Below are 17,850 nucleotides of genomic sequence, written 5' to 3' on the forward strand. Positions count from 1 at the left end.
ATTTTCAGGGCGTAGTGCGCATCCAGGGGGCGGGCAGATGACTGAGGCGGTTCATTCGGTGGTGTTCCAGGATGCGGTGCTGGAAGGGCTAGAGCGCGAACAGGCTGCACGGCGGCGGGTGGCGTTCGAGTTTGCCGGAGAGGGCTTCGAGTTCTTCCGCATCTGGATCGTCAACCTTCTGCTCACCATCGTCACGCTGGGCATCTATTCGGCCTGGGCCAAGGTGCGCACGCAGCGCTACTTCTACGGCAGCACCCGTCTGGACGGCGCCAGTTTCGACTATCTCGCCAGCCCGCTGAGCATCCTCAAGGGGCGCCTGGTCGCCTTCGCCATGCTGCTGGTGTACGTACTCGCCAGCGAGTTCGTGCCCCTGCTCGGGGCGGTGTTGATGCTGTTCTTCATCGCGATCATGCCGTGGGTCATCGTCCGCGGCCTTGCCTTTCGCAACCATTACTCGGCCTGGCGTGGGCTGCGCTTCGGCTTTGATGGGCGCGTCGGCGAGGCCTACGTGGTATTCCTGCTGTGGCCGCTGCTGAGCGTGCTGACGCTGGGCCTGCTGTTCCCGTATGCCTTTTTCCGCCAGCAGCGCTTCATCATCGACAACACGCGCTATGGCGTCACGCACTTCAGTTTCGCTGCCGGTGCCGGCAAGTTCTATACGCTCTTCCTGATCGTTCTTGGTGTGTTCCTGGCCGGAGCGATCGTCGCCGGGGTGCTGGGCACGGTCTTCCCGCCGCTCTCCATCCTGCTCATGGTGGCCATGTACCTGCTGGCGATGGCATTGTTCGCGGTCAGGCTCACCAATCTGCGCTTCAACAACACCACCATCGATCGCCACGCGACCGCCGCCGATTACCGCCTCGGCTCCTACGCTGCGCTCATGTTCACCAACACGCTGGCGATCGTGCTCACCCTGGGTTTGTTCTACCCGTGGGCGAAGGTACGCAGCGCCCGTTACGCGGCTGCACACATCGCCCTCGATGCCGATGGCGACCTCGATCGCTTTGTCGCCGACCAGGGCGCTGCCTTGAGTGCCGTGGGCGGTGAGATCGGCGATGTCTTCGACGTCGACCTGGGCTTCTGATGCAGGTCGCCGGGCATTTTCAGGGCGGTAGCAGCTCTCGCCGCGTGGCGGCGACCTTGCGGTGCGAGCGCGGGCAGGTGAGGGTGGTGGCGGAGGGGGGCGATCTGCTCGCGGCGGCGGAACGCGACGAGGTCGAGGTGTCGTCGCGGCTGGGCAACACGCCGCGCTTCATCCGCTTCAAAGGGGGAGAGGCCTTCGAGACGGCGGACAACGACGGTGTCGATCGGTTGTTGCCGGCAGCAGGTGCAGGATTGCTCCATCACCTCGAGTCGCGCCTGCGCTATGTGCTGCTAGGCGTGCTGGTGACGGTGGCCTTTGTGTGGGCGAGCGTGCAGTGGGGTGTGCCGATGGCTGCGCGTGCCATTGCTGCATCATTGCCGCAGAGCGTGCATGCGCACGCGGACAGCCTGGTGCTGGAGCTGATCGACCGCCAGATGATGGCGCCGAGCAGGCTCGACGCCACAGAGCAGCAGCGTCTGCAGGCCTTGTTTGCGCCCCTTGCGGCGGAGCTTGGCGAGGACCCGCCGATCCGCGTGCTGTTCCGCCTTGCCAGCGACGAGATCGGCGCCAATGCGCTCGCCTTGCCGGGCGGCACCATCGTGTTTACCGATCAGCTGGTCGGGCTCGCACGCAGCGACGAAGAGCTGATCGGCGTGCTCGCTCACGAAATTGGCCATGTCGCACATCGGCATGCGATGCGGCGCTCGATCCAGGCCTCGATGATGGGTGTTCTGGCTGCGGTTGTGGTGGGCGACGTGTCTGCGGTGTCGTCTGCCGTCACCGCACTGCCGCTGATCCTCACCGAACTTGGCTACTCGCGCAGCTTCGAGCGCGAGGCCGACGACCACGCGGTGGACATGATGCGCCGCCATGGTGTCGACCCGCGCCATCTGGCCAACATGCTGCAGCGCCTCGATCCGGCGCAGGGCGGCGTGGGTCGCTACCTGTCCACCCATCCGCCAACGCCAGAACGCGTGCGCGCCATCCACGAGCGCGCCGCGCAGTAGGCACGCGTCAGCGCGCGATCGGCTTGTAGCGGATACGCTTCGGCTTCGCGCCTTCTTCGCCCAGGCGCTTCTTCTTGTCCTCTTCGTATTCCTGGTAGTTGCCGGCGAAGAAGGTCCATTGCGAATCGCCTTCGGCCGCCAGGATGTGCGTGCAGATGCGGTCGAGGAACCAGCGGTCGTGCGAGATCACCAGCGCGCAGCCGGCGAACTCCAGCAGCGCGTCTTCGAGCGCGCGCAGGGTCTCGACGTCGAGGTCGTTGGACGGTTCGTCCAGCAGCAGCACGTTGCCGCCCTGGATCAGGGTCTTGGCCAGGTGCAGGCGCCCGCGCTCGCCACCCGAGAGATTGCCGACGATCTTCTGCTGGTCGCCGCCCTTGAAGTTGAAGCGGCCGATGTAGGCGCGGCTGGGCATCTCGAAGCGGCCCACGGTAAGCACGTCGGCGCCATCGGAAATGGCGTCGAACACCGTCTTGTCGTTGGCCAGCCCCTCGCGGGTCTGGTCGACGGCGGCGATCTTGACCGTGGTGCCGATCTCGACCGTGCCGGAATCAGGCGTGTCGCGGCCTTCGATCATCTTGAACAGCGTCGATTTGCCCGCGCCGTTGGGGCCGATGATGCCGACGATGGCGCCCGGCGGGATGCTGAAGCTGACGTTGTCCATCAGCAGCTTGTCGCCGAAGGCCTTGCTGACGTTGTGGAACTCGATGACCTTGTCGCCCAGGCGCTCGCCGGGCGGGATGAAGATTTCCTGGGTCTCGTTGCGGCGCTGGTACTCGACGCTCGCCATTTCCTCGTAGCGGGCCAGACGGGCCTTGGACTTGGCCTGGCGCGCTTTGGGGTTGGAGCGCGCCCATTCAAGCTCGGTCTTCATCGCCTTCTGGTGCGCAGCTTCCTGCTTGGCTTCCTGCGCCAGGCGGTCACCCTTCTGCTCGAGCCATGACGAGTAGTTGCCCTTCCACGGGATGCCGTGGCCGCGGTCGAGTTCGAGGATCCACTCGGCGGCGTTGTCGAGGAAGTAGCGGTCGTGGGTGACGGCCACCACGGTGCCGGGGAAGCGGGTGAGGAACTGCTCCAGCCAGTCGACCGATTCGGCGTCGAGGTGGTTGGTGGGCTCGTCGAGCAGCAACATGTCGGGCTTGGACAGCAGCAGCTTGCACAGCGCGACGCGGCGCTTCTCACCGCCGGACAGGTTGCCGATCACGGCGTCCCAGGGCGGCAGGCGCAGCGCGTCGGCGGCGATTTCCATCTGGGTCTCGACGTCGCTGCCGGCAGTCGACAGGATGTTCTCGTACCTGGCCTGTTCCTCGGCGAGCTTGTCGAAGTCGGCGTCGGGTTCGGCGTAGGCGGCGTAGACCTCCTCCAGCTTCTGGCGCGCTTCCATGATCTCGCCAAGCGCGGACTCGACCTCTTCCTTCACCGTCTTGGCGGGGTCGAGCTCGGGCTCCTGCGGCAGGTAGCCGATGCGCTGGCCGGCGAGCCACTGCACTTCGCCATCGTATTCCTTGTCCACGCCGGCCATGATGCGCAGCACGGTGGACTTGCCCGAGCCGTTGAGGCCGAGCAGGCCGATCTTGGCGCCGGGGAAGAAGGAAAGGGAGATGTCCTTGATGATCTGACGCTTGGGCGGAACGATCTTGCTCACGCGCAGCATCGACATGACGTATTGGGCCATGGGGGAGGGTCCTGCTGAGTCGGAAAGGGCTGCAGTCTACAGCATCCCCTCGATGTCCTTCACCAGTTCCTCCGGCGTGGTCGTTGGTGCGTAGCGTTCGATGCGCTCGCCGTCACGGCTGACCAGGAACTTGGTGAAGTTCCACTTGATGGCCTCGGTGCCGAGGATGCCCTTGGCGTGCTGCTTGAGGTGCTTGTAGAGCGGATGCGCGCCATCACCGTTGACCTCGATCTTGGCGTACATCGGGAAGCTCACGCCGTAGTTCTTCTCGCAGAAGGCGCCGATCTCTTCCGCGCTGCCCGGCTCCTGGGCGCCGAACTGGTTGCACGGAAAACCGAGCACGACCAGGCCGCGGTCCTTGTAGGTCTGGTAGAGCTTCTCGAGGCCGGCGTAGTGCGGGGTGAGGCCGCACTGGCTGGCGGTGTTGACGACCAGCAACACCTTGCCGGCATGTTCGCCAAGGGTGGTGGTGCCGCCGCTGAGGCGCTCGACTTCGATCTCGTACAGATTGGAATTCATCGTGTCTCTCCGTATGGGTCCTTGTCCGCTTGTCGGCAATCGGGGTGAATGCCCCGTTCCGCAGCGGCTTCGACGCGTGCAGGGTGACACAAGTTCGGTGCTGCGGGGTGGTGCTCAGCGATGGCCGGGGCGCGGTCGCAGGCGGGGCGCCAGCTCACCCGCAGGTACTGGCCTGCCAATGAGATAGCCCTGCAGCTGGTGGCAGCCCTGTGCGACGAGGAAGCTGCGTTGCGCCTCGGTCTCCACGCCTTCGGCAATCGCCTCCAGCCCCAGGCTGTGGGCCATGCCGATGATGGCCGAGGCAATCTTGCCCTCGTTGCCTTCTGCGCTGATGTCACTGACGAAGCTGCGGTCGATCTTGAGCGCATTGACCGGGAACTGGCGCAGGTAGTTGAGCGACGAGTAGCCGGTGCCGAAATCGTCGATCGACAGACGCACGCCCATGTCGCGCAGCCGGATCAGGGTGTGGATGTTACGGTCGATGTCGCGCATCAGCATGGTTTCGGTGAGCTCGAGCTCGATCACCTCGGGGGCAAGGCCGGCATCGTTGATCGCGTTCGATATCTGGGAGACGATGTTCTGCTGGGCAAGCTGCTGTGCGGACAGGTTCACTGCGACCGGCACGATGTCGAGGCCGGCATCGAGCCAGGCGCGTTGCTGGCGGCAGGCCTCGCCGAGCACCCACTCGCCGATCGTGCCAATGAGCCCGATCTCTTCGGCGAGCGGTATGAAGCGGCCGGGGGCGACCAAGCCCAGCTCCGGATGCTGCCAGCGCAGCAGCGCCTCCAGCCCGAGCAGCCGGCCGCTGATCGCGCACTCCTTGGGCTGGTAGTGCAGCAGCAGTTCGCCACGGTCTGCCGCCCCGCGCAGCTGGTTCTCGAGCAGCAGCTGGCCGAGTGAGGAGGTGTTCATCTCGGCCGAGAAGAACTCGAAGCCATTGCGTCCGGCTTCCTTGGCGCGATGCATCGCGGCGTCGGCGTTGCGCAGCAGGGCCGAGGGCGTGCCGCCGTCCTGGTCGTAGAGCGCGATGCCGATGCTTGCGGTCACCGTGATCCGGTGCTCGCCCAGCTGGCATGGAAGCGCCACTTCGTCGAGGATCTTGCGCGCGATGAGTGCGGCATCGTGAGCGCCGTCGACCTCCTGCAGCACGATCACGAATTCGTCGCCGCTCAGGCGTGCCAGCGTGTCGGTGTCGCGGATCGTGCTGCGGCAGCGTTCGGTGATCTGCAGCAGCAGGCCGTCACCACTCTCGTGCCCGAGGATGTCGTTGATCGTCTTGAAGCGGTCGAGGTCGAGCAGCAGCACCGCTACGCCGCGTTTGTGCCGTCGCGCCTGCAGCAGCACCTGTTGCAGGCGGTCCTGGAGGAGAGCGCGGTTGGGCAGGTTGGTGAGCGGATCATGATGGGCGAGATGCAGGATGCGCGCCTCGGCCTCCTTGCGTTCGGTGATGTCGGAGAAGATGCCGATGTAGTTCAGGACCTTGCCGTCCTCGCCATGTACTGCGCTGATCGACAACCACTCGGGATAGATGGAGCCGTTGCGCCGACGATTCCAGATCTCGCCTTGCCACTGGCCACGGCTGTTGATGGCCGACCACATGCGGCGGTAGAAGCCCGCATCCTGGCGACCGGAGTTGAGCAGCCCGGGGGAGTGCCCGATCACCTCGTCCAGGGTGTAGCCGGTGATCCGGCTGAACGCCGGGTTGGCCGCGATGATGGTCCCCGCGGCATCGGTGATCAGCATGCCCTCGCTCGAGCTGGTGAATACGGTCGCATAGCGCGTCAGCTCAGCCTCTGCACTGCGGAGCGCTGCGACGGTGGCATTGAGCTCGACGTTGGTGTCCGCTACTGCCAGCGTCGTCTTGCGCAGCCGGATGGCAGTCAACAGCAGGAAGACTCCGAGCCCCAGGGCAACCGCGAGCAGCAGCACGAGGTGGGCCTGGGTGCGCGCTGCGGCCGACTTGTAGCCAGCCGCATAGCTTTCCACGAGGACCTCGCCCTGGCGCGCGCTGGCCAGCGCAAGCAGGGCGGATGAGAGCTCGTCCAGGCGCTGGTGCCTGGCCTGGGCGGGCTCCGTGATCCGCGCCAGTTCCTCCTGGAGGGCCGCGACCAGCTGTTGCTTGTGCTGCTGCATTCGGGCGTAGCTGTCGAGCTGATCGAGAACGCGCAGCCTCTCCTCGTGGGTCAGGAACGATGGCGTGTCGTGGAGCGCATCGATCAGCGTCCGCATGCGTGCGCTGTGTGCTTCGACCGCCTGCCAGCTGCCGATGTCCAGGCGGCTTGCGATGGTTGCGGTGTTGAGCTCCGCATCCACCTGACGGATCTCGCGCAGGTCGCGTGCATAGCGCAGGTGCTCGCCGGTGGTGACCGCGCCGGCCTGGACGAAAAGGCTGCCCACGACGGCGAGCACGACCAGCCCAAGCACCAGCAGCCTGATGTGGGTCGAGGTCCTCAGCAGCCTGGAGACGGCGGCACGCGTCATGCGCCGTACGCTCCGGGTGACCTACCGGCCAGGCAGCGCAGAGAAAGGAACAGGGAGGCGGGTATGGGTGTTTTCACGGGCCGCGATGCTAGCGGCCCAGGTGTGATCAAATTTGATAAATATCAAGAAAAAGGGGATAGCACGAGCGCATGTGCGCCTGTCATCGCCCGCTCACTTGTCGACGAAAGCACGTTCGATCACGTAGTCGCCGGGTACGCCGATGCGCGGCGACATGGAGAAACCACGCGCGTCGAGCAGGTCGCAGCAGTCCTTGTTCATCGCCTGGCTGCCGCAGATCATGACGCGGTCTGTGGCCGGGTCGAGCGCGGGCAGGCCGATGTCGGCGAACAGCCTGCCGGATTCGATCACATGCGTGATGCGGCCGGTATTGCGGAAGGCTTCGCGGGTGACCGTGGGGTAGTAGATGAGCTGTTCGCTGACCTGCTCGCCGAAGAACTCGTTCTGCGGCAGCACGCGGGTGATGAAGTCGGTGTAGGCGAGCTCGGCAACGAAGCGCACGCCGTGCACCAGCACCACCTTGTCGAAGCGCGCATAGGTCTCCGGATCCTGGATCACGCTCAGGAAAGGCGCCAGGCCGGTGCCGGTGGCGAGCAGGTAGAGGTGCTTGCCGGGGTTGAGGTCGTGCAGCACCAGGGTGCCGGTGGGCTTCTTGCTCACGACGATGGGGTCGCCCTCGCGCAGGTGCTGCAGGCGTGATGTCAGCGGGCCGTCAGGCACCTTGATGCTGAAGAACTCGAGATGCTCCTCGTAGTTGGGGCTGGCGATGCTGTAGGCGCGGGTCAGCGGCTTGCCATCGACGTCGAGCCCGATCATCACGAACTGGCCGTTCTCGAAGCGCAGGCCGGGATTGCGCGTGGTACGAAAGCTGAAGAGGGAGTCGTTCCAGTGATGGACGCTGAGGACGCGTTCGGTGACGAGGTTGCTCATGACGGCTGCGGACCCTGTGGGGGTGATTCGGATGGCCCTGATTCTAGGCCCGCGTCGTTAGTGATCTGGTGGATAATAGTGATATCACTTACCTATTGAATCGATATGAGGTTCACGCTCCGTCAGATGCAGGTGTTCGTCGAGATCGCGCGCAGCGAGAACGTCTCGCGTGCGGCTGAAGCGCTCGCACTGTCGCAGTCGGCCGCCAGTGCGGCGTTGGCCGAGCTCGAGAGCCAGTTCGATCAGCAGCTCTTCGACCGCGCCGGCAAGCGTCTGCGCCTGAACGAGCAGGGCAGCCTGTTGCTTGCTCATGCCGTAGAGCTGCTGGACCGCGCCGAGGAGATCGACGCCTTGCTGCGCGGCGAGCGTGGTCTGGGTAACCTGCGGGTGGGGGCCACCCTCACCATCGGCAACTACCTGCTGCCGCTCATTGTGTCGAATTTCCTGCAGGCGCATCCCGAGAGCAGGGTGCGCCTGCAGGTGCATAACACCGCCACCATCGCTGCCATGCTGCTGCGGCACGAGATCGATCTGGGGCTGGTCGAAGGCCAGGTCGTCGATGCGGCGCTCGAGGTCGAGCCCTGGGTGGAGGACGAACTGGTGGTGTTTTGTGCGCCGGGGCATGCGCTGGCCAAAGGGGGGCAAGTCGGGCTGGATGCGATCGCCCACCAGCCCTGGATTCTGCGCGAACGTGGTTCGGGTACGCGTGAGACTTTCGACCAGGCCTTGCGCCACTGGCCGGGCGGCATCGTGCCGCGGCTTGAACTCGAGCATACCGAGGCCGTCAAGCGTGCGGTCGAGAGCGGACTGGGACTGGGCTGCCTGTCCAGGCTCGCCCTTCGCGATGCCTTTCGCCGTGGCAGCCTGGTGCCGGTCGACACCCCGCAACTCGACCTGCGGCGGTATTTCTACTTCGTGTGGCACCGTGGCAAGTACCACAGCCGCGTCATCCGACGCTTCCTCGAGGACTGCCGCGCCTTCACTGGCGGCGCACGGCGCAGTGACCAGATTCCGCTGCCGCCGGTGCCCTGAGTCCCGACTGGCGCCTCGTTGGCGATGACATCGCGACTTGCGTTGCGCCTACGGGATGCCGACGCGCGCTGGGCGGGCTGTAGGAGCGGCGCGAGCCGCGAGGGGTTGAAGGCGACGGGGCGCATCGAAGCCGCCCCTCAAAAGCTCGCGGTGGGCGCCGCTCCTACCGGGGGCGACGCGCGCTGTGAGGGGGCTGTAGGAGCGGCGCGAGCCGCGAGGGGTTGAAGGCGACGGGGCGCATAAAAGCTCGCGGCTGGCGCCGCTCCTACCGGGGGGGCGCGGTGGGGGGGCTGCAGGAGCAGCGCCAGCCGCGAGCCTTTACCTTCAGGCTGCGCCGCGGCGACGGAAGTCGCGCGGCCGGAAACCGAGCGCGAACAGCGTGGCGAAGTAGGCCGCAGCGCCCGCAACCACGACCACGCCAAGCCGCCCGGCACGCTCAAGGCCACCGATCTCGAGCCACAGCGTCGCCGGACCGCCCGCAAACCACAGCACCCCTCCCATCACCGCCAGGGCCGCCAGCAGCTTCAGTGCGAATATCCCCCAGCCGGCTTGCGGCGTGTAGATGGCGCGCTTGCGCAGGCCGCGGTAAAGCAAAGCCGCGTTGAGGCAGGATGCCAGCCCGATCGCCAGCGCCAGCCCGGCATGGCGCAATGGGAAGACGAAGGCCAGGTTCATCAGCTGGGTGGCGCATAGCGTGATGAGGGCGATCTTCACCGGGGTGCGGATGTCCTGGCGGGCGTAGAAGCCCGGCGCCAGCACCTTCACCAGGATCAGGCCGGTCAGGCCGATGCTGTAGGCGACCAGCGCGCTGCGTGTCTGCATCACGTCGGTCGCCGAGAAGGCTCCGTAGTTGAACAGGGTCGCCACCAGCGGCACCGCCAGCAGCGCCAGGCCCAGGGCCGCTGGCAGGGTCAGCAGCAGGGTCAGGCGCAGGCCCCAGTCGAGCAGCGAGGAGAACTCCTCGCCCTTGTCGTCGGCATGCAGCTTGGACAGGCTGGGCAGCAGGATCGTCCCCAGCGCCACGCCCAGCAGGCCGGCGGGAAACTCCATCAGGCGGTCGGCGTAGTACAGCCAGGACACGCTGCCGCTCTCCAGGAAAGAGGCGAAGATGGTGTTGATCAGCAGGGAGATCTGGCTCACCGACACGCCCAGGATGGCCGGCGCCATCAGTTTCATGACGCGGCGCACGCCAGGGTCGGACATGTCCAGGTCGAAGCGCGGCAGCATGCCGATCTTCATCAGCGGACGGATCTGCAGGATCAGCTGCAGCAGCCCGCCGATGAACACCGCCCACGCCAGCGCCAGCACCGGCGGGTCGAAGTAGGGCACGGCGAACAGTGCCATGCCGATGAAGGCGAGGTTGAGCAGGACCGGTGTGAATGCCGGGATGGCAAAGCGGCTCCAGGTGTTGAGGACGCCGCCCGCCAGCGCCACCAGGGACATGAAGAAGATGTAGGGGAAGGTGATGCGGGTGAGCTCGACTGTGAGCTCGAATTTGCCCGGGTCACCCGAGAAACCCGGTGCCGACACGTAGATGATGAGCGGTGCCGCCAGTGCGCCGAGTGCCGCCACGACCGCCACGATCAGCCCGAGCAGTGTTGCGACGCGGTTGACCAGGGTGTGGGTTGCCGCCTCGCCCTGGCGGTTTTTGTATTCGGCGAGGATCGGCACGAAGGCCTGGGAGAACGCCCCTTCGGCGAACATCCGCCGCAACAGGTTGGGCAGGCGGAAGGCGACGAAAAAGGCGTCGGTGGCCATGCCGGCGCCGAAGGCGCGGGCGATGACGAGGTCGCGCACGAAGCCGAGGATGCGGGACAGCAGGGTCATGCCGCTGACGGTGGCGAGGGCGCGCAGGAGGTTCATGAGGTGCGGGGCAGTGCAGGTTGCAGTTCGGGAGGCGGCGCAAGGCGCGCATCATAACCGGCTGTGCCGCCAATCCGTTGCCGTCATCGTGATTGCACGGCTGCCGATGCAGGCGAGGGGGCGAAGGCGGGTGCCCGGTTATGGCGGCGGACGAGCTTGCGCACGCCATTGATGTCTCGCCGCCTGAACAGCAGTCCTACATTAATGCGGTTGCCTATTGCATTTGTTCGCGTGGCTCAATATAATCGCGTACTTTTCTAGAACCACCAACACGGAATTCACATTTATGGCCAACTCGGCACAAGCTCGCAAGCGCGCCCGTCAGGCGACCAAGGCACGCGCCCATAACGGCAGCCTTCGTTCCCGCCTGCGTACCGCGATCAAGGCCGTGCGCAAGGCCATCGTGGGTGGCGACAAGGCGGCGGCTCAGTCGGTCTTTCGCACCTCGATGAGCACCATCGACAGCATCGCTGACAAGAACATCATTCACAAGAACAAGGCTGCTCGCCACAAGAGCCGTCTTTCGGCCGCCGTCAAGGCAATGGCTGTCTGATTCTTGAAGTATGCCGGCGCCCAGGCGCCGACACTGAAAAAGCGACCTGCGGGTCGCTTTTTTGTTAGCTGCCTGGGCTGAAGATGCGGGCGTCTATACAGAGCTGTGTCCCAACGTGGGCGGTGCTGATGTAGGGGCGGCGCAAGCCGCGACGGTTTGAATGCGATAGTGCCGGGATGAGCCGACGAAAAGCTCGCGGCTGGCGCCGCTCCTACTGCACTCCCATCGCATGGCGGCTCCCCGTAGGAGCGGCGCAAGCCGCGAGGTGTTGAAGGCGATGCCGCCCGAAGGCAAGAAGCTCGCGGCTGGCGCCGCTCCCGCAGTGAAAGTGAAGGCGTGCTCCGCGCTTGTTCCTGCGGTCCGCCCGTCTCTCTGGCGTGTGTTTACAGGGGCGTATCGCCCATCCACTCGATCTGCAGGTTGTTGTCGTTGGCGAAGTTAACCATGAACTTGTAGGCCAGCGGCTCGACGTCGTAGAGGCGAGCGTCGACAAGGACGGTCTTGTCACCCTTGAGTGTGCAACCGGGGCGCACATAAGGGGAGTAGGTCATGCGATGGTCGGCGCCAAAGGCCGACATCACGCCGCACAGGCGGTCTGCCCAGTCGCTCGGACGGAATTTCTTCCCCTCCCTCGTGACCCCGACAATGATGAAGTTTTCGATCTTCTGGTTCATGTGTGATGCCTTGGCGGCTTCGGGGGGCGTCGCTGTTGCGGTTCTTTGATGCCGGAATCAGGACGGGCGGCATTCTAGCAGAAAACCGCAGTTGCGCTTTTCGGCGTGTGCTGGCGCGCCATGGGGCTTATGTACAGCGTGCCGGGTTTTGGCTTAATATTCAGCGCTATTCCTGCACGGCGGCGTTGGCCGCCGTGTGCGTTTTCTGGCTTCGTCGAACTCGAGGTATCCCATGTCCCATGTCATGAACACCTACGCCCGCCTGCCGGTGGCCTTCTCCCACGGCGAGGGTGTTTGGCTCTACGACGAGACTGGCAAGCGCTATCTCGATGCCCTCTCCGGCATCGCCGTCAATACCCTCGGTCACAACCATCCGCGACTCGTCAAGGCCATTGCCGACCAGGCCGGGCGCGTGCTGCACACTTCCAACCTGTACGGCATCCCGCTGCAGGACGAACTCGCCGACCGCATTGCCGAGACGTCCGGCATGGACGAAGTCTTCTTCTGCAATTCGGGCTGCGAGGCCAATGAGGCTGCGATCAAGCTCGCGCGCATGTACGGGCACAACAAGGGTGTCGAGCTGCCTCACATCATCGTCATGGAGCAGGCCTTCCACGGCCGCACCATGGCCACGCTGTCGGCGACCGGCAACCGCAAGGCGCAGGCCGGTTTCGAGCCGCTGGTACAGGGCTTCATCCGTGTGCCCTACAAGGACATCGAGGCCATCCGCAAGGTTGGCGAGCACAACCATGCGGTTGTCGCCGTGATGCTCGAGATGATCCAGGGCGAGGGCGGCGTCAACGTGGCCGACGAGACCTTCCAGCGTGAGCTGCGCGCGCTGTGCGACGACAAGGGCTGGTTGCTCATCTGCGACGAGGTCCAGTGCGGCATGGGCCGTACGGGCAAGTGGTTCGGCTGGCAGCACGCCGGCACCATGCCCGACGTCATGACCCTGGCAAAGGGCCTGGCCTCCGGCGTGCCGATCGGCGCCTGCGTCACAGCGGGCAAGGCGAAGGGGCTGTTCGGGCCGGGCAACCATGGATCCACCTTCGGTGGCAATCCGCTCGCTTGCGCGGCGGGTCTGGCGACCTTCGGTGCCATTGTCGACGACAAGCTCATGGACAACGCCGTTGCCGTGGGCGATGCGATCCGCAAGGGTATGGCCGAGGCGCTCGAGGGCGTGGCTGGCATCGTCGATATCCGCGGCCGCGGCCTGATGATCGGCATCGAACTCGACCGCCCCTGCGGCGCGCTCATGGCGCGTGCCGCCGAGCAGGGGCTGCTGCTGTCGGTCACCTCCGAACGCGTGGTGCGCCTGCTGCCCGCGCTCACCTTCACCGCTGCCGACGCCCAGACGCTGGTGGCCATGCTGGCGCCGATGATTCGCGACTTCCTCGCGAACGGCTGAGGATTGCCTATGACTTCAATCAAGCACTATCTGCAGTTCAAGGACTTCACCCGCGAAGAGTATGACTACGTGTTCGCGCGTGCCAGGTGGATCAAGGACAAGTTCAAGCGCTACGAGCCCTACCATCCGCTGTTCGACCGTACGCTGGTGATGATCTTCGAGAAGGCCAGCACCCGCACCCGGCTGTCGTTCGAGGCTGGCATGCACCAGCTCGGCGGCTCGGCCATCTACCTGAATACGCGTGACTCGCAGCTCGGCCGCGGTGAGCCGGTGGAAGATGCCGGCCAGGTCATCTCGCGCATGAGCGATATCGTGATGATCCGCACATTCGAGCAGGACATCGTCGAGCGCTTTGCCGCCAACTCGCGGGTGCCGGTCATCAACGGCCTCACCAACGAATACCACCCCTGCCAGATCCTCGCCGACATCTTCACCTTCATCGAGCATCGTGGCTCCATCCAGGGCAAGACGGTGGCCTGGATCGGTGACAGCAACAACATGTGCAACACCTGGCTGCAGGCGGCCGAGGTGCTGGATTTCAACGTGCATGTGTCGACGCCGCCGGGCTACGAGGTCGAGCCCGAGCGCGCTGGTCTCTACGGTACCGATCACTTCGAGCAGTTCGCCGACCCGATGGACGCCTGCCGCGGTGCCGACCTGGTGACCACCGACGTGTGGACCTCGATGGGCTTCGAGGCCGAGAATGAGGAGCGCATGAAGGCCTTTGCCGATTGGTGCGTCGATGCAGACATGATGGCCGTCGCCCACAAGGACGCCGTCTTCATGCACTGCCTGCCCGCGCACCGCGGCGAGGAAGTAACGGCCGAGGTCATCGATGGCCCGCAGTCGGTGGTGTGGGACGAAGCCGAGAACCGGCTGCACGCGCAGAAGGCGCTGATGGAATACCTGATGCTTGGCCGCATCGAGAACTGAGCTACGAGACAATCACGGCATGCACGGGCGTGTGTGCCGGCAACACAGCAGGAAACAGGAAAACAGCATGAGCGACGTCAACAAAGTAGTGCTCGCCTACTCGGGCGGGCTGGACACTTCGGTCATCCTGAAGTGGCTGCAGGACACCTACCAGTGCGAAGTGGTCACCTTCACCGCCGACCTCGGCCAGGGCGAAGAGCTCGAGCCCGCGCGCACCAAGGCGCTCAAGTTCGGCATCAAGCCCGAGAACATCTTCATCGACGACCTGCGCGAAGAGTTCGTGCGCGACTTCGTCTTTCCGATGTTCCGCGCCAACACCGTCTACGAAGGCGAGTACCTGCTCGGCACCTCGATCGCACGCCCGCTGATCGCCAAGCGCCAGATCGAGATTGCACGCGCCACCGGCGCCGATGCCGTCTCCCACGGCGCCACCGGCAAGGGCAACGACCAGGTCCGCTTCGAGCTCGGCTACTATGCGCTGATGCCGGGCGTGAAGGTCATCGCGCCGTGGCGCGAATGGGATCTGCTGTCGCGCGAGAAGCTGCTGGCCTATGCCGAGAAGCACGGCATTCCCATCGAGATGAAGCACAAGCAGGGCGGCTCGCCCTACTCGATGGATGCCAACCTGCTGCATATCTCCTTCGAGGGTCGCCACCTCGAGAACCCGGCCGCCGAGGCCGAAGAGTCGATGTGGCGCTGGACGGTGTCGCCCGAGGCCGCACCGGACGCCGCCGAATACGTCGACCTGGAGTTCGAGAAGGGCGATCTCGTTGCCATCAACGGCACGCGCATGAAGGCGCACGAACTGCTCGCCAAGCTCAACGAGCTGGGCGGCAAGCACGGCATCGGCCGCCTCGACCTGGTGGAGAACCGCTACGTCGGCATGAAGAGCCGCGGCTGCTACGAGACCCCGGGCGGCACCATCCTGCTGCGTGCCCACCGCGCCATCGAATCGATCACGCTCGACCGCGAAGTCGCCCACCTCAAGGACGACCTCATGCCGCGCTACGCCAGCATGATCTACAACGGCTACTGGTGGAGCCCGGAGCGTCAGGCCATCCAGGCGCTGATCGACCACACCCAGCAGACCGTCAATGGCTGGGTGCGCCTCAAGCTCTACAAGGGCAACGTCATCGTCACCGGCCGCGACTCGAAGACCGATTCGCTGTTCGACCCGACGATCGCCACCTTCGAAGATGACGCCGGTGCCTACAACCAGAAGGACGCACACGGCTTCATCCGCCTCAACGCGCTGCGCATGCGTATCGCCGCCAACGCCAAGGCCAAGCGCAGCTGATCCCGAAGGGGGCGGCTTGATCCGCCCCCCTGTGCTGCGAAGCTCAATCCCCATACAACGCTGCGATGAATAACGATGATTTCATCCTTGGGCTCAGCTTTACCGAGTTCGAGGATCTCGCCCTCCAGATCGGCCTGACCGGGCTGATCCTGTTCATGATGTTCATCATCTGGAACCTGGGCAAGGAGTCCAAGGCCGGCCGCTACGGCATGCTGTGGATGTTCCTTGGCCTGGGCGTGGGCTTCGTCGGCTTCGTCGCCAAGGGCATCATCCAGAAGTTGCTCGGCATCGAATAAGGAGTCCGTATCTCATGGCCATCACCGCCACCTTCGACGGCGTAACCGTCACCACCCAGGCCAACGTCTATTTCGATGGCAAGTGCGTCAGTCACGGCATCCAGCTCGCCGACGGCACGAAGAAGTCGGTCGGTGTCATCCTGCCGGCGACGCTCACCTTCAACACGGGCGCGCCCGAGATCATGGAAGGGGTCGCTGGCAGCTGCCGCGTGCGCCTGAAAGGCGAGGCGGACTGGAAGACCTACGGCGCCGGCGAGTCCTTCAACGTGCCGGGCAATTCCAGCTTCGACATCGAAGTCGCTGGCGAGCCCTACCACTACATCTGCCATTTCGGCTGATCGCGGAGGAGGGGAGTCATGCCGTCTTTCGACATCATGTCCGAGGTCGACCAGCCCTCGCTGCGCAACGCCGTAGAGCAGGCCAACCGCAAGGTTGAGGGGCGCCACGACTTCAAGGGCACCAGCGCCAAGATCGAGCATGCCGACAAGCTGCTCACCATCCATGGTGACAGCGACTTCCAGCTCGACCAGATCAAGACCATCCTGCTGCCCGAGATGACCAAGAAGAACGTCGACGTCCGCTGCCTGGACTACGGCGACGTGCAGAAGGTCTCGGGCAACAAGGTCAAGCAGGAAGTAAAGGTGCGCGTGGGCGTCGACCAGGACCTCGCCAAGAAGATCGTCAAGCTGCTGAAAGACAGCAAGATGAAAGTCCAGGCCGCCATCCAGGGCGACGCCGTGCGCGTCTCCGGCGCCAAGCGCGACGTGCTGCAGGAGGCGATTGCGCTGGTCAAGAAACAGATCACCGACTTTCCGCTCCAGTACGGGAATTTCCGCGACTGAGGGGCGGCCCCCAGGAGGCAGAGGCCGCATGACTGATACATGGGCTTGAACGATCGTGAGATGATGTCGGCACTCTCGTCGCGATGTTCATGCCCGTCATGCAGGCCATTACCCTTATCCGCCGCGCCGCAGCCCTGCTGCTGCTAGTCCCTGGCCTCGCCCCCGCTGCGGATGTGGAGCTTGCCGGCGTGTTCGGCAAGCGTGCGGTGCTGATGGTCGACGGCGGCGCTCCGCAAACGCTCGGTATCGGGCAGCGTTCAAAAGAGGGTGTCGTGGTGCTGGAGGTCGATGGGCGCTCCGCGCTCATCGATGTGGGCGGTGAGCGGCGCCGGGTCGCCCTAGGCGAAGCGCCGCTGCGCATTCAGCCGCCGACGCCGCAGGCAGACCTCGGCTTGAGCGTCAGCCTGACTCCCGATCCGCAGGGGCATTACTGGGCGCAGGGCTCGATCAATGGCGCTGCAATGCGTTTCATGGTCGATACGGGCGCCACCTATGTCTCGATCGGTGCGGACGAGGCGCGTCGAGCCGGTATCGATTACCGCAAGGGGCGCGAAGTCATCATGAACACTGCCAACGGCCCCAGCACCGCCTGGCTGCTGACACTGGACCGGGTCAGCGTCGGTGGCATCGTGTTGTACGGTGTCCAGGGCACGGTACATGAACAGGGGCTGCCCGTGCCACTGCTCGGCATGAGTTTCCTGAGCCGCCTCGGCATGCGGAGCGAGGCCGGCCTGCTGGTGCTGACGCGTCGGTACTGAGCCGGCTGCAGGTTCAGTTCCAGCACTTCGCTACATCGCCTCCTGCGCCACGAAGACCGGTGTGGGTGAGGGTAAGGGTGCCGCATGCGTCGCCAGCCATGGAGCCAGTTGGCGCCGCAGACAGTGTGAAGCCGCGGCCATTGTTGGAGAAGGCGACCGTGATGTCGTACTTTGCCGCACCGCTTTCCGGGCTTTTCTTGCGGGGAAGCTGCCCCGATGTCGACACAAAGGCGCCCGGGTTATCGGGGTCGGTATCCGGGGTCGTCGTGTCCCTGTAGCTGTTTGCCACGGTGAAGTTGCGCTCCAGGAACTGCGCGTTCTCAACCAGTGCCGCGCGCGCGTCCGCACGGTTGGCGCGAATGACGTAGTCCCGGTAACCGGGATACGCAATCGACGCCAGAATGCCGAGAATGGCCACGGTGATCATCAACTCGACCAGTGTGAAACCAAGGGTGTGTTTCGCGTTCATTCGAATGTCCTGAC

General features: G+C 64.8%; 18 protein-coding genes. 11 read left to right on the forward strand and 7 right to left on the reverse strand.

Features of this window, described 5'->3' with window-relative positions:
• The first annotated feature begins 37 nt into the window (after nucleotides 1-37).
• Nucleotides 38-1,084, forward strand: a complete 1,047-nt coding sequence (locus tag P7F68_RS07850) for a YjgN family protein (protein WP_002935500.1) — start codon at nucleotides 38-40, stop codon at nucleotides 1,082-1,084.
• Nucleotides 1,084-2,091 (forward strand): M48 family metallopeptidase, encoded by a 1,008-nt coding sequence (locus P7F68_RS07855; RefSeq protein ID WP_422126329.1) that lies wholly within the window; start codon nucleotides 1,084-1,086, stop codon nucleotides 2,089-2,091. The genes P7F68_RS07850 and P7F68_RS07855 overlap by 1 nt, the downstream gene beginning before the upstream one ends.
• A gap of 7 nt (nucleotides 2,092-2,098) precedes the next feature.
• On the opposite strand, the gene ettA is transcribed toward P7F68_RS07855, so the two are convergent.
• From ettA to P7F68_RS07875, 4 genes are all read right to left on the reverse strand, one after another.
• A complete protein-coding gene (gene ettA, locus P7F68_RS07860) occupies nucleotides 2,099-3,763 on the reverse strand; it encodes an energy-dependent translational throttle protein EttA (protein WP_277832100.1) in 1,665 nt (554 codons plus the stop codon).
• A 36-nt stretch (nucleotides 3,764-3,799) separates the two neighbouring features.
• Complete coding sequence (locus tag P7F68_RS07865) at nucleotides 3,800-4,282, reverse strand: glutathione peroxidase (RefSeq protein WP_002935502.1); 483 nt, start codon at nucleotides 4,280-4,282, stop codon at nucleotides 3,800-3,802.
• Nucleotides 4,283-4,396: 114 nt separating this feature from the next.
• Nucleotides 4,397-6,763 carry an EAL domain-containing protein gene (locus tag P7F68_RS07870; RefSeq protein WP_002929303.1) on the reverse strand — a complete coding sequence of 789 codons (2,367 nt, stop codon included), beginning with the start codon at nucleotides 6,761-6,763 and terminating at the stop codon, nucleotides 4,397-4,399.
• Nucleotides 6,764-6,934: 171 nt separating this feature from the next.
• Nucleotides 6,935-7,711 (reverse strand): ferredoxin--NADP reductase, encoded by a 777-nt coding sequence (locus P7F68_RS07875; RefSeq protein WP_002929304.1) that lies wholly within the window; start codon nucleotides 7,709-7,711, stop codon nucleotides 6,935-6,937.
• Between the two features lie 105 nt (nucleotides 7,712-7,816).
• Between P7F68_RS07875 and P7F68_RS07880 the strand changes: the two genes are divergently transcribed.
• Nucleotides 7,817-8,743, forward strand: a complete 927-nt coding sequence (locus P7F68_RS07880; protein WP_002935504.1) for a LysR family transcriptional regulator — start codon at nucleotides 7,817-7,819, stop codon at nucleotides 8,741-8,743.
• Nucleotides 8,744-9,067: 324 nt separating this feature from the next.
• On the opposite strand, the gene murJ is transcribed toward P7F68_RS07880, so the two are convergent.
• Nucleotides 9,068-10,606 carry a murein biosynthesis integral membrane protein MurJ gene (gene murJ, locus P7F68_RS07885; RefSeq protein WP_002929308.1) on the reverse strand — a complete coding sequence of 513 codons (1,539 nt, stop codon included), beginning with the start codon at nucleotides 10,604-10,606 and terminating at the stop codon, nucleotides 9,068-9,070.
• Nucleotides 10,607-10,892: 286 nt separating this feature from the next.
• Here murJ and rpsT point away from each other — a divergent pair, with 286 nt between their 5' ends.
• Nucleotides 10,893-11,159: a 30S ribosomal protein S20 gene (rpsT, locus tag P7F68_RS07890; protein WP_002929309.1), complete on the forward strand. Its 267-nt coding sequence runs from the start codon at nucleotides 10,893-10,895 to the stop codon at nucleotides 11,157-11,159.
• 383 nt (nucleotides 11,160-11,542) lie between these two features.
• On the opposite strand, the gene P7F68_RS07895 is transcribed toward rpsT, so the two are convergent.
• A complete protein-coding gene (locus P7F68_RS07895) occupies nucleotides 11,543-11,833 on the reverse strand; it encodes a DUF3579 domain-containing protein (protein ID WP_002927366.1) in 291 nt (96 codons plus the stop codon).
• Nucleotides 11,834-12,065: 232 nt separating this feature from the next.
• Here P7F68_RS07895 and P7F68_RS07900 point away from each other — a divergent pair, with 232 nt between their 5' ends.
• From P7F68_RS07900 to P7F68_RS07930, 7 genes are all read left to right on the forward strand, one after another.
• Nucleotides 12,066-13,241 carry an aspartate aminotransferase family protein gene (locus P7F68_RS07900; protein WP_002935506.1) on the forward strand — a complete coding sequence of 392 codons (1,176 nt, stop codon included), beginning with the start codon at nucleotides 12,066-12,068 and terminating at the stop codon, nucleotides 13,239-13,241.
• Between the two features lie 9 nt (nucleotides 13,242-13,250).
• Nucleotides 13,251-14,174 carry an ornithine carbamoyltransferase gene (gene argF / locus P7F68_RS07905; RefSeq protein WP_277832112.1) on the forward strand — a complete coding sequence of 308 codons (924 nt, stop codon included), beginning with the start codon at nucleotides 13,251-13,253 and terminating at the stop codon, nucleotides 14,172-14,174.
• A 67-nt stretch (nucleotides 14,175-14,241) separates the two neighbouring features.
• Nucleotides 14,242-15,471, forward strand: a complete 1,230-nt coding sequence (locus tag P7F68_RS07910) for an argininosuccinate synthase (protein ID WP_277832114.1) — start codon at nucleotides 14,242-14,244, stop codon at nucleotides 15,469-15,471.
• Nucleotides 15,472-15,536: 65 nt separating this feature from the next.
• Nucleotides 15,537-15,767, forward strand: coding sequence for a DUF2788 domain-containing protein (locus P7F68_RS07915; protein WP_002935509.1), 231 nt, complete (start codon nucleotides 15,537-15,539; stop codon nucleotides 15,765-15,767).
• Between the two features lie 14 nt (nucleotides 15,768-15,781).
• On the forward strand, nucleotides 15,782-16,105 hold the full coding sequence (gene ppnP / locus P7F68_RS07920; protein WP_002927355.1) for a pyrimidine/purine nucleoside phosphorylase: 324 nt from the start codon (nucleotides 15,782-15,784) through the stop codon (nucleotides 16,103-16,105).
• A gap of 18 nt (nucleotides 16,106-16,123) precedes the next feature.
• Nucleotides 16,124-16,609, forward strand: coding sequence for a YajQ family cyclic di-GMP-binding protein (locus tag P7F68_RS07925; protein ID WP_002927353.1), 486 nt, complete (start codon nucleotides 16,124-16,126; stop codon nucleotides 16,607-16,609).
• Nucleotides 16,610-16,698: 89 nt separating this feature from the next.
• Nucleotides 16,699-17,367, forward strand: a complete 669-nt coding sequence (locus P7F68_RS07930; protein ID WP_232431392.1) for a retropepsin-like aspartic protease family protein — start codon at nucleotides 16,699-16,701, stop codon at nucleotides 17,365-17,367.
• Nucleotides 17,368-17,380: 13 nt separating this feature from the next.
• Here P7F68_RS07930 and P7F68_RS07935 read toward each other — a convergent pair whose 3' ends face one another.
• The gene (locus P7F68_RS07935) at nucleotides 17,381-17,836 is read right to left on the reverse strand and encodes a type IV pilin protein (protein ID WP_277832119.1); all 456 of its coding nucleotides are present in this window, start codon (nucleotides 17,834-17,836) and stop codon (nucleotides 17,381-17,383) included.
• Nucleotides 17,837-17,850 lie beyond the last annotated feature (14 nt).

The organism is Thauera mechernichensis (assembly GCF_029588855.1).
In the GTDB taxonomy this organism is placed as follows: Bacteria; Pseudomonadota; Gammaproteobacteria; order Burkholderiales; family Rhodocyclaceae; genus Thauera; species Thauera mechernichensis.

Bases quoted from the DNA above. Each gene is read 5' to 3' on its own strand.
- P7F68_RS07850 (WP_002935500.1), top strand. From the start codon at position 38: ATGACTGAGGCGGTTCATTCGGTGGTGTTCCAGGATGCGGTGCTGGAA.
- P7F68_RS07855 (WP_422126329.1), top strand. From the start codon at position 1,084: ATGCAGGTCGCCGGGCATTTTCAGGGCGGTAGCAGCTCTCGCCGCGTG.
- ettA (WP_277832100.1), bottom strand. From the start codon at position 3,763: ATGGCCCAATACGTCATGTCGATGCTGCGCGTGAGCAAGATCGTTCCG.
- P7F68_RS07865 (WP_002935502.1), bottom strand. From the start codon at position 4,282: ATGAATTCCAATCTGTACGAGATCGAAGTCGAGCGCCTCAGCGGCGGC.
- P7F68_RS07870 (WP_002929303.1), bottom strand. From the start codon at position 6,763: ATGACGCGTGCCGCCGTCTCCAGGCTGCTGAGGACCTCGACCCACATC.
- P7F68_RS07875 (WP_002929304.1), bottom strand. From the start codon at position 7,711: ATGAGCAACCTCGTCACCGAACGCGTCCTCAGCGTCCATCACTGGAAC.
- P7F68_RS07880 (WP_002935504.1), top strand. From the start codon at position 7,817: ATGAGGTTCACGCTCCGTCAGATGCAGGTGTTCGTCGAGATCGCGCGC.
- murJ (WP_002929308.1), bottom strand. From the start codon at position 10,606: ATGAACCTCCTGCGCGCCCTCGCCACCGTCAGCGGCATGACCCTGCTG.
- rpsT (WP_002929309.1), top strand. From the start codon at position 10,893: ATGGCCAACTCGGCACAAGCTCGCAAGCGCGCCCGTCAGGCGACCAAG.
- P7F68_RS07895 (WP_002927366.1), bottom strand. From the start codon at position 11,833: ATGAACCAGAAGATCGAAAACTTCATCATTGTCGGGGTCACGAGGGAG.
- P7F68_RS07900 (WP_002935506.1), top strand. From the start codon at position 12,066: ATGTCCCATGTCATGAACACCTACGCCCGCCTGCCGGTGGCCTTCTCC.
- argF (WP_277832112.1), top strand. From the start codon at position 13,251: ATGACTTCAATCAAGCACTATCTGCAGTTCAAGGACTTCACCCGCGAA.
- P7F68_RS07910 (WP_277832114.1), top strand. From the start codon at position 14,242: ATGAGCGACGTCAACAAAGTAGTGCTCGCCTACTCGGGCGGGCTGGAC.
- P7F68_RS07915 (WP_002935509.1), top strand. From the start codon at position 15,537: ATGAATAACGATGATTTCATCCTTGGGCTCAGCTTTACCGAGTTCGAG.
- ppnP (WP_002927355.1), top strand. From the start codon at position 15,782: ATGGCCATCACCGCCACCTTCGACGGCGTAACCGTCACCACCCAGGCC.
- P7F68_RS07925 (WP_002927353.1), top strand. From the start codon at position 16,124: ATGCCGTCTTTCGACATCATGTCCGAGGTCGACCAGCCCTCGCTGCGC.
- P7F68_RS07930 (WP_232431392.1), top strand. From the start codon at position 16,699: ATGCCCGTCATGCAGGCCATTACCCTTATCCGCCGCGCCGCAGCCCTG.
- P7F68_RS07935 (WP_277832119.1), bottom strand. From the start codon at position 17,836: ATGAACGCGAAACACACCCTTGGTTTCACACTGGTCGAGTTGATGATC.